General features: G+C 70.9%; 12 protein-coding genes. 6 read left to right on the top strand and 6 right to left on the bottom strand.

From position 1 onward, the window contains the following. Positions 1 to 113: 113 nt before the first annotated feature. Both CDA09_RS01875 and CDA09_RS01880 read left to right on the top strand, forming a co-directional pair. Positions 114 to 4,142 carry a CHASE domain-containing protein gene (locus CDA09_RS01875; protein WP_121427067.1) on the top strand — a complete coding sequence of 1,343 codons (4,029 nt, stop codon included), beginning with the start codon at positions 114 to 116 and terminating at the stop codon, positions 4,140 to 4,142. After that, positions 4,139 to 5,416 carry an EAL domain-containing response regulator gene (locus CDA09_RS01880; RefSeq protein WP_121427068.1) on the top strand — a complete coding sequence of 426 codons (1,278 nt, stop codon included), beginning with the start codon at positions 4,139 to 4,141 and terminating at the stop codon, positions 5,414 to 5,416. Before CDA09_RS01875 ends, CDA09_RS01880 begins: the two co-directional genes overlap by 4 nt. On the opposite strand, the gene CDA09_RS01885 is transcribed toward CDA09_RS01880, so the two are convergent. Next, on the bottom strand, positions 5,356 to 6,501 hold the full coding sequence (locus CDA09_RS01885) for a DUF3108 domain-containing protein (RefSeq protein ID WP_121427069.1): 1,146 nt from the start codon (positions 6,499 to 6,501) through the stop codon (positions 5,356 to 5,358). The genes CDA09_RS01880 and CDA09_RS01885 overlap by 61 nt on opposite strands. Before the next feature lie 173 nt (positions 6,502 to 6,674). Continuing rightward, the gene (locus CDA09_RS01890; protein WP_121427070.1) at positions 6,675 to 7,622 is read right to left on the bottom strand and encodes a LysR family transcriptional regulator; all 948 of its coding nucleotides are present in this window, start codon (positions 7,620 to 7,622) and stop codon (positions 6,675 to 6,677) included. 127 nt (positions 7,623 to 7,749) lie between these two features. On the opposite strand from CDA09_RS01890, the gene CDA09_RS01895 reads away from it, so the two are divergent. Next, on the top strand, positions 7,750 to 8,388 hold the full coding sequence (locus CDA09_RS01895) for an NAD(P)-dependent oxidoreductase (RefSeq protein WP_121430690.1): 639 nt from the start codon (positions 7,750 to 7,752) through the stop codon (positions 8,386 to 8,388). A gap of 47 nt (positions 8,389 to 8,435) precedes the next feature. Here the strand turns inward: CDA09_RS01895 and CDA09_RS01900 are convergent, their stop codons facing one another. The 4 genes from CDA09_RS01900 to CDA09_RS01915 form a co-directional block, all read right to left on the bottom strand. Next, positions 8,436 to 8,702: a MoaD/ThiS family protein gene (locus CDA09_RS01900; protein WP_121427071.1), complete on the bottom strand. Its 267-nt coding sequence runs from the start codon at positions 8,700 to 8,702 to the stop codon at positions 8,436 to 8,438. 79 nt (positions 8,703 to 8,781) lie between these two features. Next, on the bottom strand, positions 8,782 to 9,903 hold the full coding sequence (locus CDA09_RS01905) for a beta propeller repeat protein (RefSeq protein WP_121427072.1): 1,122 nt from the start codon (positions 9,901 to 9,903) through the stop codon (positions 8,782 to 8,784). Positions 9,904 to 10,024: 121 nt separating this feature from the next. Then, positions 10,025 to 10,321, bottom strand: a complete 297-nt coding sequence (locus CDA09_RS01910; protein WP_121427073.1) for a hypothetical protein — start codon at positions 10,319 to 10,321, stop codon at positions 10,025 to 10,027. Positions 10,322 to 10,556: 235 nt separating this feature from the next. After that, a complete protein-coding gene (locus CDA09_RS01915) occupies positions 10,557 to 11,333 on the bottom strand; it encodes a ferredoxin--NADP reductase (RefSeq protein ID WP_121427074.1) in 777 nt (258 codons plus the stop codon). Positions 11,334 to 11,668: 335 nt separating this feature from the next. On the opposite strand from CDA09_RS01915, the gene CDA09_RS01920 reads away from it, so the two are divergent. The 3 genes from CDA09_RS01920 to CDA09_RS01930 all read left to right on the top strand — a co-directional run bounded on the left by CDA09_RS01920 (position 11,669) and on the right by CDA09_RS01930 (position 14,777). After that, positions 11,669 to 13,261 (top strand): nitroreductase family protein, encoded by a 1,593-nt coding sequence (locus CDA09_RS01920; RefSeq protein ID WP_121427075.1) that lies wholly within the window; start codon positions 11,669 to 11,671, stop codon positions 13,259 to 13,261. Positions 13,262 to 13,418: 157 nt separating this feature from the next. Next, positions 13,419 to 13,937 (top strand): DUF1269 domain-containing protein, encoded by a 519-nt coding sequence (locus tag CDA09_RS01925; protein WP_121430691.1) that lies wholly within the window; start codon positions 13,419 to 13,421, stop codon positions 13,935 to 13,937. 45 nt (positions 13,938 to 13,982) lie between these two features. Further along, positions 13,983 to 14,777, top strand: coding sequence for a cytochrome c oxidase subunit II (locus tag CDA09_RS01930; RefSeq protein WP_121427076.1), 795 nt, complete (start codon positions 13,983 to 13,985; stop codon positions 14,775 to 14,777). The last annotated feature ends 3 nt before the right edge of the window (positions 14,778 to 14,780 follow it).

Consider the following 14,780-nt stretch of genomic DNA (forward strand, 5'->3'; position numbering starts at 1 on the left):
CGGCGTTTGTCGCAGTTGCCGGTATCATTTTCCGGGCAGCGGCGCAACAGATAGAAAGGCCGTGATGCGGGAAGGCGCGTGGTACGCCGCACGGCGCGGGAGGGAATTTCGCCATGACGGTTCGTGAGGAATTGGCGGCCGAGTCCGTCGCCGACCCGGCCGGGGAGCCGGGCGAGGTGCGTGGCTTCATCGCGGCGATCGTCCCGCAGGCATGGTGGGGGAAGGTCATCGCGCTGGCGGTGCTGTATTTTGCCGCCGGTCTGCTGGCGACCCTGCTGGTCGCTGCGCCCACCTACGCCTCGCCGGTGTGGCCGGCTGCCGGCGTGGCCTTCGTCGCCCTGCTCGTGTGCGGCCCGCGTTGCTGGCCGGGGGTGTGGGCGGGGGCTTTCCTCAGTGACCTGATCCAGGATTTTTCCGCGACCGGGGCCGTCTTTGCGGCGTGCGTCGCCACGGGGGCCGCGCTGCAGGCCCTGGCGGGTGCCTGCCTGGTGCGGCGCCTGCAGCCGGATCTGCGGTTGATGTCGCAGGCGGGCGACGTCGCGCGCTTTCTCTTCCTGATCGGCCCGCTCGCCTGCATCGTCGCGCCCAGCCTCGCGGTGTCGGCACGCCTCGGTCTCGGCCTGATGCCGCTCGATGCCCTGCCCGGCGAGTGGCTGGCGTGGTGGGCGGGGGACACGCTCGGCGTGCTGCTGTTCGCGCCGGTCCTGCTGATCGGCATGACGAGGGGGCGTCCGCCGTGGGCGCGGGGCGCGGCGGCGTTGCGCATCGTCCTGCCGCTGCTGGTGACGGCGATCCTGCTGGTTACGGCCAACCACGGCATCGTCCGTCTCGAGCAGAGCCGGATGCAGGCGCAGATCGCCCAGCGCATCGACGAAGTGTATGAGATCGGCTTCCTGCCGGTGCCGGGCGTGCTGGGGCCGCTGCGCGGAGTCGAGCGATTCTTGTCGTCGAGCGAGGAGGTCACCCGCGAGGAGTTCGAGCGCTTCACGTCGTGGTTCGCCGCCCAGTCCGCCGTGCTGGCCGTCGACTGGGCGCCGCACGTGACGCAGGCGGGGCGTGCGCGCTTCGAGGCGGACGTGGCGGCGGGAGGGGCTCCGGGATACCGCATCATGGAACCCGACGACGATGGCCGGCTGCGGCCGGCAGGCGAGCGCAGCGACTATTTCCCGGTGCTGTTCAGCGCACCACGGCGCGCGAACCTCTCGATCATCGGCCTCGATCACGCGTTCGAGTCGCTGCGCCGCGTCGAGCTCGCACATGGGCTCGCCAGCGGTGATGTGCATGTCGCGGAACAGATTGCGTTGGTGCGCAAGTCGTCGCCAGCCGTGCTCGCCTACCTGCCGGTCTTTCGCGTGGATGAAGCTGCGGGGCCGGGGCTTGAGCCGCCGGCGGCGCGCGAGGTCCGCGGTTATGTCGTGGGTATTTTCGACATCGCGCGCATGTTCGCGCCGCTGGCGGACGCGGCGCGTGCGCGGGGGCTCGCGTTCCGCATCTCGGACGTGACGTCCGGGAGCGGGAGCAAGGTATGGGTCGAACAATGGCCGGCCGGTACTGTGGCGCGGTGGGCGCGCGACCTCGATTTCGGCGGGCGGACGCTGCGCCTCGACCTTGCGCCGGCGGGCGGCGTCATGGCGGCGGGCTACTCCATCGAGCTGAAGATGTTCGAAGCCATCGCGGTGCTGGCCGCCTTCCTCGTCGCCTTCGTCGCGCTGAGCGCCGCGAGCCACGCGGCCGCGGTGCAGCGCGAAGTCGCCGTGCGCACCGCCGACCTCGCGCGCGAGCTCGCGGCCCGGCGCGAAGCCGAGGCACTGCTCGACCGCTTCTTCACGCTGTCCCTCGACCTGCTCGCGATCGCCACTGCGGATGGCCGCTTCGTGCGCGTGAGCCCGGCGTCCACGCAGACGCTGGGCTGGGGGGCGGACGAGCTGGAGGCGCAACCGCTCTTCGCGCAGGTGCATCCGGACGATGTCGATCGCGTGCGCAGCGAATTCGCCGCGACCGGCGAGGACGGCACGATCGGCTTCGAATGCCGGCACTGCTGCAAGGACGGATCCTGGCGCTGGCTCGAGTGGCGGGCGCGGCGCCATCCGGACGGTCTCGTGTTCGCATCGGCGCGCGACATGACGGAGCCGCACCAGACGGCGCAGCGCCTGCGCGAACTGAATGTCGAACTGCAGCGGGCCAGCGCCGACGCCGAGCAGGCGAGCCGTGCCAAGTCCGCCTTCCTCGCGACGATGAGTCACGAGATCCGCACCCCGATGAACGGCGTCATCGGGCTGGTCGACGTGCTGTCGCGCACCGGACTGACCGAGGAGCAGGCCGACCTCGTCAAGACCGTGCGCGAGTCCTCGACCAGCCTGCTGGGCATCCTCGACGATGTGCTGGATTTCTCGAAGATCGAGGCGGGCAGGCTCGAGATCGTGCGCACGCCGGTGGTGGTCGAGGATCTCGTCGAAAGCCTGTGCAGCTCGCTCGCGCCGCTCGCCGCCCGCCAGGGCGTGGACCTGTCGGTGTTCGTCGCGCCCGACATTCCCGAACGCGTGCTGGCAGACGAGACGCGCCTGCGCCAGGTGCTGTACAACCTCGTCGGCAACGGCATCAAGTTCTCCGCCGGGCGCCCCGAGCTGCGCGGTGACGTGGCCGTGCGCGCGCGCGTCGCCCAGGCGGAGCCCTTGCACCTGAGCTTCGAGGTGTCGGACAACGGCATCGGCATTGCGCAGGAGCGGATCGCCCACCTGTTCACCCAATTCACGCAGGCCGAAGCATCGACGACGCGGCGCTTCGGCGGCACGGGCCTGGGGTTGGCGATCACGAAGCGCCTGGTGAGCCTGATGGACGGACGGATCGAGGTCCGGAGCGCGCCGGAGGCCGGCTCGGTGTTCACCGTCACGCTGCCCTTCGACGCCGTCGAAGCGGCCGGGCAGCGCGAGCTGCCGCAGCTGGAGGGGATCGAGTGCATCCTCGTGTGCCGCGACGACCACGGTCCGGCGCTCGCGGATGTGCGCAGCTACCTCGAGCACGCCGGCGCACGGGTGCATCTCGCGCCCGATGCGGACGCCGCCGAGCGGCTCTCGGGCCGCCTCGCAGGCGTCTGCGTGCTCGTCGAGTGCAGTGCCGGTGCGGGGGCGCCACCGGCCGCGGGCGAGGCGCCGCCTTGCGGGCTGCGCCGGCTGCGCATCTCCCGCGGCCGGCGCAGGCACGTGCGCGTGGTCGACGCCGGCACGGTCAGCGTCGACGGCGACGCGCTGCGCCGCCGCACGCTGCTGCGCGCGGTCGCCGTGGCGGCCGGGCGCGAATCGCCCGACGCGGTGCCGGTGCAGGCTGCGCCGGCCGCGATCGAGTCGAAGGCCGCGCCGCCGGCGATCGCGGACGCGCGCGCGTCCGGCCGGCTGATCCTGATCGCCGAGGACGACCCGGTGAACCAGAAGGTCATCCTGCAGCAGCTCGCGCTCCTCGGCCACGCGGCGGAAGTCGCGGGCGACGGCGCACAGGCGCTGCAGATGTGGCGCGAGGGGCGCTATGCGCTGCTGCTGACCGACCTTCACATGCCCGGCATGGATGGCTACGAACTGGTGCGGACGATTCGCGCCGAGGAGGCCGGGCGCGGCCGCATGCCCATCCTCGCCCTGACCGCGAACGCGCTGCGTAGCGAGGCGCGGCGCGCGCAGGAGGGGGGCATGGACGAGTACCTGACCAAGCCGATCCAGTTGCAGCTGCTGAAGGACGCCCTGGAGCGCTGGCTGCCGCACGAGGCGGCGGCGCCGGCCGTCGACGCGCCCGCGGCGGTCGTCGCGGTGCTGGAGGCGCTGATCGGGGGAGAACGTGCGGTCGTCGACGAGTTTCTCGGCGATTACCGCAGTGCGCTGCGCGAACTGTCCGGCGTGCTGCGGACCGCCGTCGCGCACGACGATGCGGGCACCATCGTGGCCGTGGCGCACAGGCTGAAGTCCTCGTCGCGCGCGGTCGGCGCAGGGCAACTCGGCGAACTGTGCGCAGAGCTGGAGATCGCGGCGCGGGCGGGCCTCAGGGCGCTGGTGGCCCGGCACCTGGGCGAGTTCGATGCGGCGGCGGCCATTGTCGAGGCGCGCATCGACGAGCGGCTGCGCGAGCACGGCGTTTCACCGGAACGGGAGCACCCATGAATATCCTGATCGTCGATGACGACCCCATTCTCTGCAAGATTCTTGCGAATCAGCTGACCGTGCTCGGAGCGGGGCGGGTGAGCTGCCATGCGTGGGCGCGCGATGCGCTGGCCCGCGTCGCGCGCGGCGAGGCCATCGGGCTGATCTTCCTCGACCTGCGCATGCCCGAGGTCGATGGCATCGAGTTCGTCCGCGAACTCGCCCGTTCCGGCTACCGTGGCGGCCTGGTGCTGATCAGCGGCGAGGATCCGCGCATCCTGCGCACCGCCGAGCGGCTGGCGCAGGCGCACCGGCTGCGGGTGCTGGGCGCGTTGTCGAAGCCGATCCGGCCCGAAGGGCTGCGCGAGGTGCTCGACCGGCACGCGCGCTGCGCGCCCGAGGCGCCCCCCGCCGATCGCGTGTTCTATCCGGAGCAATTGCGGCGGGCGATCGCGTCGGGCGAGCTGGTGAATCACTACCAGCCGACCGTGTCGCTCGCGACCGGCGCCGTGATCGGGGTCGAGACCCTGGTGCGCTGGAACCACCCGTCCGAGGGGCTGGTGCCCCCCGATGCGTTCGTGCCGCTTGCGGAGGCGTGCGGCGTCATTGACGAGCTCACGCAAGGGGTGCTCCGCACCGCGCTGCGCGACGCGCGACGCTGGCACGACGCGGGGTACGGGCTGCAGGTCGCCGTGAACGTGTCGATGGAGAGCCTCGTCGCGCTCGACTTCCCGGACATGGTCAGGGACGAGCTCGCGGCCTCCGGGGTGCCGCCCGAACGGCTGGTGCTGGAGATCACCGAGAGCCGGCTGGCGCAGGATTTCGTCGCGGCACTCGAAATCGTCGCGCGCCTGCGGCTCAAGCACATCATGCTGTCGATCGACGATTTCGGCACCGGCTATTCTTCGCTGACGAAGTTGCGCGACATTCCTTTCAACGAACTCAAGATCGATCGCAGCTTTGTGAGCGAGGCCTGCGAGGACAGGACATCGTGTGCGATCGTCGACGCGAATCTGCGCCTGGCCCGCAGCCTCGGGCTCAGGAGCGTCGCGGAAGGCGTCGATACCCGTGCCGTGTGGGATATGCTGCAGGCGCGCGGCTGCGGCCTCGCGCAGGGCTGGTTCGTCGCCCCGGCGATGCCCGCCTGCGAACTGCCGGAGTGGATCGCGGAGTGGGAGCTGCGGCGGCCCGACCTCGTGGCGGCGGTTCAGGAACCCTGCTGGAAACCGCAGGGTCAGCGCGCGGGCATCGGCAACGCCTCGGCGCTCACCGACACTTCGGTCGCGACGAGGTAATACACGACGCCCTTGGCGTCGATCGTGCGGATCAGCACCGGCAGGCCGAAGTGCTCGGTCGCGAGCCATACGTCGGTCATCTCGCGCGCGCTGCCGTAGCGCGCGCGGACGTGGCGGGCGCGCCAGCCCTCGCCGAAGGGCAGATGCACCGTTTCTTGGCCGATGGTTTCCAGCTGGTAACTGCGCAGCGCCCCGCCGGCGGTGACCGCGACGCTGCCGCCGGCCGCCGCGCCGGGGTAGCCGAGCTGGTAGAGCAGCGACAGGATGTCCTGGGCGTCCTCGGGCAGCGCCTCGCGGGCGCCGGTGTCGCGGAATTCACCCGCGGCACGGTCGAGTTCCGCGAGCGTCTCGCCGGGGCGCCCGTCCTCGCGTTCGGTGAAGCGCTCCGGGCGCAGGCCGCTCGCGGTGATCCTTCCCGTGCTTTCGCGCAGCTTGCGGCCGGGGCGGAACCACGGGATCGCGGCCACCTGGGCCGGTTCGACGAGTTCGGAGATGCGATAGCTGCCGTCCGCCGCCACTTCCCACTGGTGCGTCGCGCGGCCCATGGGAAGCTGCTTCTCGCCCATCAGCGCGAGGTAGGCGATGCGCCCCGCGCGCGGCCAGGCCTGCCCGCCGCTGGCGGCGACCGGCGTCGCCTCGGCGACGGGCGCCCCCTCTTCGGTGACGGGCGATTCCGGCGCCGTCGCCGACGTGCCGGGGGGCGTCTCCGTTGCCGCGTCGGCGACCGTCGCAGGCGCCTGCTCGGGTTCGGGCGCGGGCGGTTCCGCCGCTGCGGCGGGCGTCGGGGCGGCGTCGGGCGGTGCGACGGGCTTCTCGCTGATGCTCGCCTGGGGGGGCTTCGCCGCCGCCCGGGGGCGGGGCGGTTTCTTCTTCGCGGGCGGCGGGGCCGGCGGCGGCGCCTCGCTCACGGCGAGCTGCGGCGCGGTGCGCACGAGCGTCACGTCGAGCCGCTTCAGCTCGGGCAGCGGGCGCAGGTCGACCCGCGGGCCGATCAGTACCGCGAGGTGCAGCAGCAGCGACAGCGCGACGCCCAGCAGCAGGGGACGCGACAGCACGGGAGAGGAGGCAGGCATCGACTCGGTCATTGATCGTTGCCCGCCGCGGCTGCATGTCGAATGACGACGACATCGGAAAGGCAGGCGGGCGCAATTCTAGCGCGAGTTCGCCGCCCGTGCCGCCGCCGTGCGAAAAAGCCCTCCCGTCAGCGCGGGCTGGCGTCGGGCTCCGTGTAGACGAGCGCCGGACGGGCCGGCAGGATTCAGGCGGCTGCCGAGGCAGGGCAGGAGCCGAAGCAGTGTTCGAGGCGCTGCTGCAGCCGGCCGCGGTAGAAGTCGACGAACTGGCGCACGCGCGCCGGCTGGTGCCGCCCCGGCGCATACACCGCGTACAGGCCGCCGCCCGACGGCGACCAGTCGGGCAGCACGCGCACGAGGCGGCCGCTGTCGATCGCGGTCTTCGCGCTGAACTGGTCGAGCGCCGAAATGCCCGCGCCGCCTTCGAGCAGGGCGCGCAGCGCGGCGGCGGAATCGGCGCGCAGGTGGCCGCGGGTGCGCACGCTGCAGCTTTCCCCGTCCGTGTTGGCAAAGGTCCAGGTGAGCGGCGCCGGCAGCAGGGTCAGGGCGACCCATTCGTGCCGGGCGAGATCCTCCGGGTGCTGCGGCAGTCCGGCGCGCGCGAGGTAGTCGGGCGCGGCGACGAGGTACTGCGCGAAGTCGGCGAGCTTGACTGCGCGCAGCGACGAGTCGCGCAGCCAGCCCATGCGGAAGCTCACGTCGAGGCCTTCTTCGACCAGGTCGACGACCTGGTCGCTGGTGCGCAGGTCGATGTGCAGGCGCGGGTGCAGCGCGGCGAATTCGGCGACCACCCGGCCGAGGGCCTGGACCGCGTGGTCGACGGTGCAGCCGATGCGCAGCGTGCCGCTCAGTTCCGCGGAGGGGCTGCCGAGCTGGGTCAGCGCTTCCTCGATGCCGCGCAGCCGCGGCACGCACTCCGCATAGAGCGTGTGGCCGGCCTCGGTGAGGGCGACGCGCCGCGTGGTGCGGCTGACGAGGCTGATGCCGAGCTGCGCCTCGAGCCGGCTGATTTCGGTGCTGACCTTGGCCTTGGCGACGCCCAGGCGATCGGCCGCGGCCGTGAAGCCGCCGGCTTCGGCGAGGGCGGCGAAGATCACCAATCCATTGAGGTCGATGCGGTCTGAGAGGCCCATGAGGTGTCCGGATTGTTTATCGACTGAAAACATTGAATTGTCCACTGGAATCTTTTTCAAAACAATCTCCGGCGCGATGATGGCGTCGCTCCAGCCCCAACCCCTCCCAATCGAACAGGTGAAACGCATGAACATCGTACTCATCGGCGCGTCCGGCTACGTCGGCGCCGCCCTGCTGAAGGAAGCGCTGGCGCGCGGCCATCGAGTGACGGCGATCGTCTCCCATCCCGCGCGGCTCGCGCCGCAGCCGGGCCTCGAAGCCGTCAAGGCAGACGTGCTCGACGCCGCGGCGCTGGCGGCGCAGCTGCCGGGACACGATGCGCTGGTCAGCGCCTTCAGCGGCCACGCCCAGGCGGACGTGCGCGGCTATTACGTCACGGGCATGCGCTCGATCATCGCCGCGGCGAAGCAGGCCCGCGTGCCGCGCCTGCTGGTGGTCGGCGGTGCCGGCAGCCTGGAGGTCGCGCCGGGCGTGCAGCTCGTCGACACCGCCGAATTCCCGGCGGCGTGGAAGGGCACGGCCGAAGGTGCGCGCGATGCACTGACGCTGCTGCGCGACGAGGCGGAGCTCGACTGGACGATGCTCAGTCCCTCGGCGTATCTCGAACCGGGCCAGCGCACCGGCCGCTTCCGCCTCGGCATCGACCAGCTCCTCGTCGATGCGCAGGGCGAGAGCCGCATCTCGCTCGAGGACTACGCAGTGGCGATGATCGACGAGCTGGAACGCCCCGCGCACTCGCGCCGGCGCTTCACGGTCGGTTACTGACCGCGGGGGGCTTTGCGAGAGGGGCGCCCGTCGCCCCGGCGGGTGAGTTAGCCGCCGCTGAGCGCCCCGACGACGACGAGCTCGTCGCCTGCGGCGAGCGGGCACGACAGCGCAAGGGCGGGGTCACGGTTGATGAAGAAGCGCACGTGCGGGCGGATCGCGCCGTGCTCGTCGACGACGCGAAAGCGCAGGCCGGGATAGCGGCGGTCGAGGTCGGCCAGCACCTCGCCCAGCGTCGCACCTTCGGCGGCGAGCTGCGACTGGCCGCCGGTGTAGCTGTAGAGCTGGCCGGGGACGACGACGCGGACGCTCACTGGACGACCCTCCTGTCGCTGCGCGACATCCTCCCCACGGGAGGGAGGGCGCCCCCTTCGGGCGGCCGGGCGGGGGCGCTCATGGTCCGACCGTGGCGGCTTCCACGGAGAAAATCTCCGGCAGGTGCTCGGCGAGGCACAGCCAGGTTTCGCCTTCGTCGTGGCTGCCCCACAGCTGGCCGCCGGTGGTGCCGAAATACAGCCCGAGCGGCGTGCCGGTGTCGGCGCAGAAGGCCTGGCGCTTCACCGTCCACCACGCGTGCCCGCGCGGCAGGCCGTTGTCCTGGCGCTCCCAGCTTTCGCCGCCGTCGCGGCTGCGATACGCGGCGGGCTTGCCGCCGGGCGAGGTGCGCGGCCAGTTCTCGGTGCCGTCCATCGGGAACACCCACAGCGTGTCGGGATCGCGCGGGTGCAACACGATGGGGAAGCCGATGTCGCCGATCTCCGCCGGCATCGCCCTGCCGATGCGCCGCCAGCGGTCGCCGGGGCGGTCGAGGCGATAGATGCCGCAGTGGTTCTGCTGGTACAGGCGATCCGGCGCGAGCGGGTGCAGCGCGACGCGATGCGGGTCGTGGCCGACGTCGGCATCCGGGTCGGGGAGGAAGTCGGCGGCGACGCCGCGGTTGAGCGCGCGCCAGTTCGCGCCGCCATCCGTGGTCTCGAAGGTGCCGCCCGACGACAGCGACACGTACAGGTGGCGCGCGTCGCGCGGGTCGATGCAGATCGAGTGGAGCGGCGGCCCGCCCGGGATCGGGCCGATCACCTCGCGCAGGTTGGGCAGGAGCTCGTGGTTGAAGCCGCGCACTTCCTGCCAGGTGTCGCCGCCATCCGCCGAGCGGAAGAGGCCCGGCGGCACGGTGCCGGCGTACCACACGCCGGGCTCGGCGGCGTGGCCCGGCGCGAGCCAGAACACGACGTCGACGCTGGGCGCCTTCGGGTCGTCGGACGGTGCGAAAGCGGGCGGTTTCGTCGCCTCCTGCCAGTGAGCGCCGAGGTCGGTCGAGCGGAACACGGTGGGTCCGAGATGACCGGGGCGCGTGCCCAGCAGCAGCGTCCTGCGGTCGCGCGGGTCGAGCACCATGTGATGCACCGCCGAGCCGAGGAAATGGGGGCCCGTGAGGCGCCATTCGCGCCGCGCGGCGTCGGTGTGAAGGAGGAACGCACCCTTGCGCGTTCCGATCAGCAGCACGCTCTCGTCCATGCGTTTGCCCTCCCCAGAGTCCTCAGGATAGCCGCTGGGGGGGACGAAACAAGCGTGCCGCGTGCCGGAAAAGAAAAAACCGGCCTCGCGGCCGGCCTTCGTCGGGGGCGGGGGTTCCTGCTTACTTGGCCGCCTTCATCTCGGCCTGGCACTTCTTCATGAACGAGTTCTTCGCCGCGCCTGCGAGCGGCTTGCCGTTCTTGTCGAGCGCCTTCGCCGAGCATTCGGTATTCGTCATCTCGGCGTGGCACTTCTTCATGAAGGACGACTTGGCGGCGCCGGCGAGCGGCTTGCCGTTCTTGCCGACGGCCTTCGATTCGCACATCGAATCGCCGGCGGGAGCGGCGGCGGGGGCCTGCGCAAAGGCGGAACCGGCGACGAACAGGCTGGCGAGGACGGCGGTGATCAAGCGGGACATGCGGGGATCTCCTGGTGATCCGGACCGAACCGTGCGGCGTATCGGGCGTCCCGCTGCCGGCGGTGATCCGGTGTGGTTGCGTCGAGAACTGCGGTCATGCACCTGCGCCCGTGAATATAACGTGTGATTACCCGTTGCGGGTGAAATCGTTTGCAACGATCCGCGTGCCGTGCGCCACGAACGCAAAAAAAAGAGCGCCGCAGCGCCCTTTCCCGGTGTCGCGCGTGTCGCCGTCCTACTTCTCGACGAAGGCGTGCTCGATCACGTAGTCGCCCGGTTCGCCGATGCGCTTGGACATGTGGAAGCCGCGCTTGTCGAGGAGCTCGCGCGAGCTCTTGAGCATCGCCGAGCTGCCGCAGATCATCACGCGGTCGACGGCGCGGTCGAGCGGAGGCAGGCCGATGTCCTCGAAGAGCTTGCCGCTTTCGATCAGGTCGGTGAAGCGGCCCTGGTTGCGGAAGGGCTCGCGCGTCACGGTGGGGTAGTAGATCAGCTTCTCGCTGACGGCTTCGCCGAGGAATTCGTGCTGCGGCAGCTCGTGCGTGATGTAGTGCTCGTAGGCCACTTCGCTGACGTAGCGCACGCCGTGGATCAGGATCACCTTCTCGAAGCGGTCATACACGTCGAGGTCGCGGATCACGCTCATGAAGGGCGCCAGCCCCGTGCCGGTCGAGAACAGGTAGAGGTGCTTGCCCGGCAGCAGGTCGTGCAGCACCAGCGTGCCGGTGGGCTTGCGCGACACGAGGATCTCGTCGCCCGGCTGCACCTTCTGCAGGCGCGAAGTCAGCGGGCCGTCGGGCACCTTGATGCTGAAGAATTCGAGGTTTTCCTCGTAGTTCGGGCTCGCGATCGAGTACGCGCGCATCAGCGGGCGGCCGTCCACTTCCAGGCCGATCATGACGAACTGGCCGTTCTCGTAGCGCAGCGCGCGGTCGCGCGTCGTGGTGAAGGAGAACAGCGTTTCGTTCCAGTGGTGCACGCTGACGATCTTTTCGGTGATGAATGCTGCCATGGCTACTTGGTCGGGTTTTGGGCTGAAGGCGTGAATTGTACTGCTGCGATGCAGCGTGGGGAGAAATATGTAGTAATCAGTTGGTTATAAGAGAAGGCAGGGCAGATCGAGCATCGGGAAAGACGGATGTCGGGGGGGCGGCTGCACGCGCCGGCGCAGGAACGCGATCGGCCGGCCGGGGTCGATGAACATGCTGCGGGTGAGTTGGCGGACGAACCGGCGGAGAACATGGCGGACAAGGCGAGGCCGGTGGCGACGCGCAGGGCTGCGCGGACGCGAGGAGTGGGGTGACGAGGGGGACGAGGATCGTGAATACGGATGCGAGGGAGCCGGTCATGCCATCCGAGCTCGTTCGCGGCTACCATGAGCGCAGCAAGCACCGCCCGGAGCGCTATGCGCCGGGCCCGGGCAGGCTCGACTGGGCGAACCAGCCGGACCCGTGGCGCACCTGGGACGGCACGCCGCGCACGGCGCTGCCGCTGGCGGCGGACGGCCTCGCGACGCGCCATGCCGCGCTGCGACGGGGCGAGCTGCCGCCGCCTGCGCCATTCGATCTCGTGCATCTGGGCATCCTGTTCGAACTGTCGCTGGCGCTGTCGGCATGGAAGGAGTTCGCCGGGTCGCGCTGGGCGCTGCGCTGCAACCCGTCGAGCGGGAACCTGCATCCGACCGAGGGCTACCTGATCGCGCCCGCGCTGGCCGGCATCCCGGCCGGCGTGCACCACTACCTGAGCCGCGAGCACGTGCTGGAGCAGCGTGCGCTGCCGCCCGCGGGCTGGGGGCGGGCCTTCGGCGGGGAGGCGGTGCTGGTGGCGCTGAGCTCGATCCACTGGCGCGAGGCGTGGAAGTACGGCATGCGCGCGTGGCGCTATTGCCAGCACGACTGCGGCCATGCGGTGGCTGCGCTGTCGCTTGCCGCGGCGGCGCTCGGCTGGTCTGCACGGGTGCTCGACCGGGTCGGCGACGACGCCATTGCCTGCCTGGCCGGACTCGACCGCGCGGTCGATTTCGGCGCCGCCGAACGTGAGGCGCCCGAGGTGCTGATGTGGATCGGGGGCGCGCAGGGCGACGTCGATGTCGATGCGCTCGTCGCGCTCGCGGGGCGTTGCACGTGGCAAGGGCGGGCCAACCGCCTGAGCGCCGGGCATGTCGACTGGCCCGATATCGGCGTCGTCGATGCGGCGGCGCGCAAGCCGCGTACGGCGGCTGTGCAGGGCGCGGCACGCCTGGCGCTGCCCCTGCCCGCGGCCGCCACAAACGATCTGCCCTTCGCGACGCTCGCGCGCCGGCGCCGCAGCGCGGTGGCCTTCGACGGCGTCACGACGATGGGCGGCGCCGCGTTCTTCGCGCTGCTCGATGCGCTGCTGCCGCGTGCGCACGTTCCGCCGTGGTCGGCGTGGCCGTGGCCACCGCAGGTACACCCGGCATTCTTCGTGCATCGCGTGGACGGGCTGGAGCCGGGGCTGTACGTGCTCGTGCGCGACCCCGCGGCCCTCGCCGGGCTGCGCGCCGCGCTGCGCGAAGACTGGCTGTGGCACAAGACCGGCCCCGCGCACGTGCCGCTCTACCTGCTGATTCCCTACGACCTGCGTGCGGCGGCGCAGCTGGTGAGCTGCCACCAGGAGATCGCCGCCGATTCGTGCTTCGCGCTCGGCATGCTGGCGCACACCGGGCTCGTCGCGCGCGAGCCGTGGCGCTATGCGCAGCTCTATCGCGAGTGCGGCCTGATCGGCCAGGTGCTCTATCTCGAAGCGGAAGCGGCGGGGCTGCGCGGCACCGGCATCGGCTGCTTCTTCGACGACGCAATGCATGAACTGCTGGGCATCACGGGCGATGCGTGGCAGAGCCTCTACCACTTTACCGTCGGCGGGCCGATCGAGGATTCACGCCTGAGTTCGCTGCCGCCGTACGCCGGACGCGGTGGCTGAAACCGCCCGGCTCGCGCCGGTTCCATTGTCGACGGCGGCGAAAACTCGCGCGAGACGCGATGGTCATAGTCATGTGAAGGCCGGTGCGGCGGGCGGTGCGGATTCGATGACGGCCGCGGCGTGCCACGTCGCAGGCGACCCGGGCAAGGAGGTCGTCATGAGAGGCTTGAGGAGGCTGTATTTCCTGCTGCCCGATGTCGGCATCGTGCGCAGGATCGTCGATGAGCTGCTGCTCGCCCATATCCCCTACGAACACATCCATGTCCTGGCGCGCGCCGAGACGCCGCTCGAGGAACTCCCCGAGGCCGGCGTCGCGCAGCGCACCGACCTCGTGCCGGCGATCGAACGCGGACTGGCCGTCGGCGGCACGGTGGGCGTCCTCGCCGGGCTGGCGGCGCTGGTGTTTCCGCCGGCCGGCATGGTCGCGGCGGGGGGCGCCATCCTGTTCGGGGCGCTCGGCGGGGCGGGGTTCGGCGCCTGGGTGTCGGCGATGATCGGGGTCGGTATCCCCAACTCGCATCTCGCGCGCTTCGAGGCTGCGATCGGGCAGGGCATGCTGCTGATGATGGTGGATGTGCCGAAGGACCGCGTCGAGGAGTTCGAGGACATGATCCGGCAGCATCACCCCGAGGCCGACATCGAAGGCGCGGAACCGACCATTCCGGCGTTTCCATAAGACAAAGACAACGCCCGCGGGCGGGCAGCGACCGGAGATCGGTCCATGGCTATGGCAATCGCGCTGGTAGTGATCGTCGTCGCGTCGGTGGCGTTCCACTTTGCCAGCCCGTGGTGGTTCACGCCGCTCGCGTCGAACTGGGGGCAGCTCGACGACACGATCCTGATCACGCTGGTGATCACCGGCGCGGTGTTCGTGGCGGTGAACCTGTTCGTCGCGGTGGCGATCCTGCGGTTTCGCCATCGCGAGGGGCATCGCGCCGCTTTCGAGCCGGAGAATCGGCGCCTCGAAGGACAGCTGACGCTGCTGACGACGGTCGGCATCGTTGTGATGCTGGCCCCGGGCCTGTACGTGTATTCGGAGATGATCGGCCCGCCGGCGGACGCGATTCGGGTCGAGGTGCTGGGCCAGCAGTGGCAGTGGCGCTTCCGCTTCCCCGGCGCCGACGGCCGTCTGGGGCGCACCGACACCCGTTTCGTCGGCCCGGACAATCCCTTCGGCGTGAATCCCGACGATCCCGCCGGCCGCGACGACGTGCTCGTAGACAGCCCGGAGCTGCACCTGCCGCTCGGCCGCCCGGTGCTGCTGCTGCTGCGCTCGCGCGACGTGCTGCACGACTTCTTCGTGCCGCAGTTCCGCGCCAAGATGGACCTGGTGCCGGGGTTGGTGTCGCGCTTCTGGTTCACGCCGACGCGCGCCGGCCGCTTCGAGGTCCTGTGCGCCGAGCTGTGCGGGCTCGCGCACTACAACATGCGCGGCCATGTCGTCGTCGAGGACGAGGCCGCGTTCCGCACCTGGCTCGCCGCCCAGCCGACCTTCGTCGCGGCGACGGCGAGATAGGAG

The organism is Azoarcus sp. DN11, assembly GCF_003628555.1.
Taxonomy (GTDB): domain Bacteria; phylum Pseudomonadota; class Gammaproteobacteria; order Burkholderiales; family Rhodocyclaceae; genus Aromatoleum.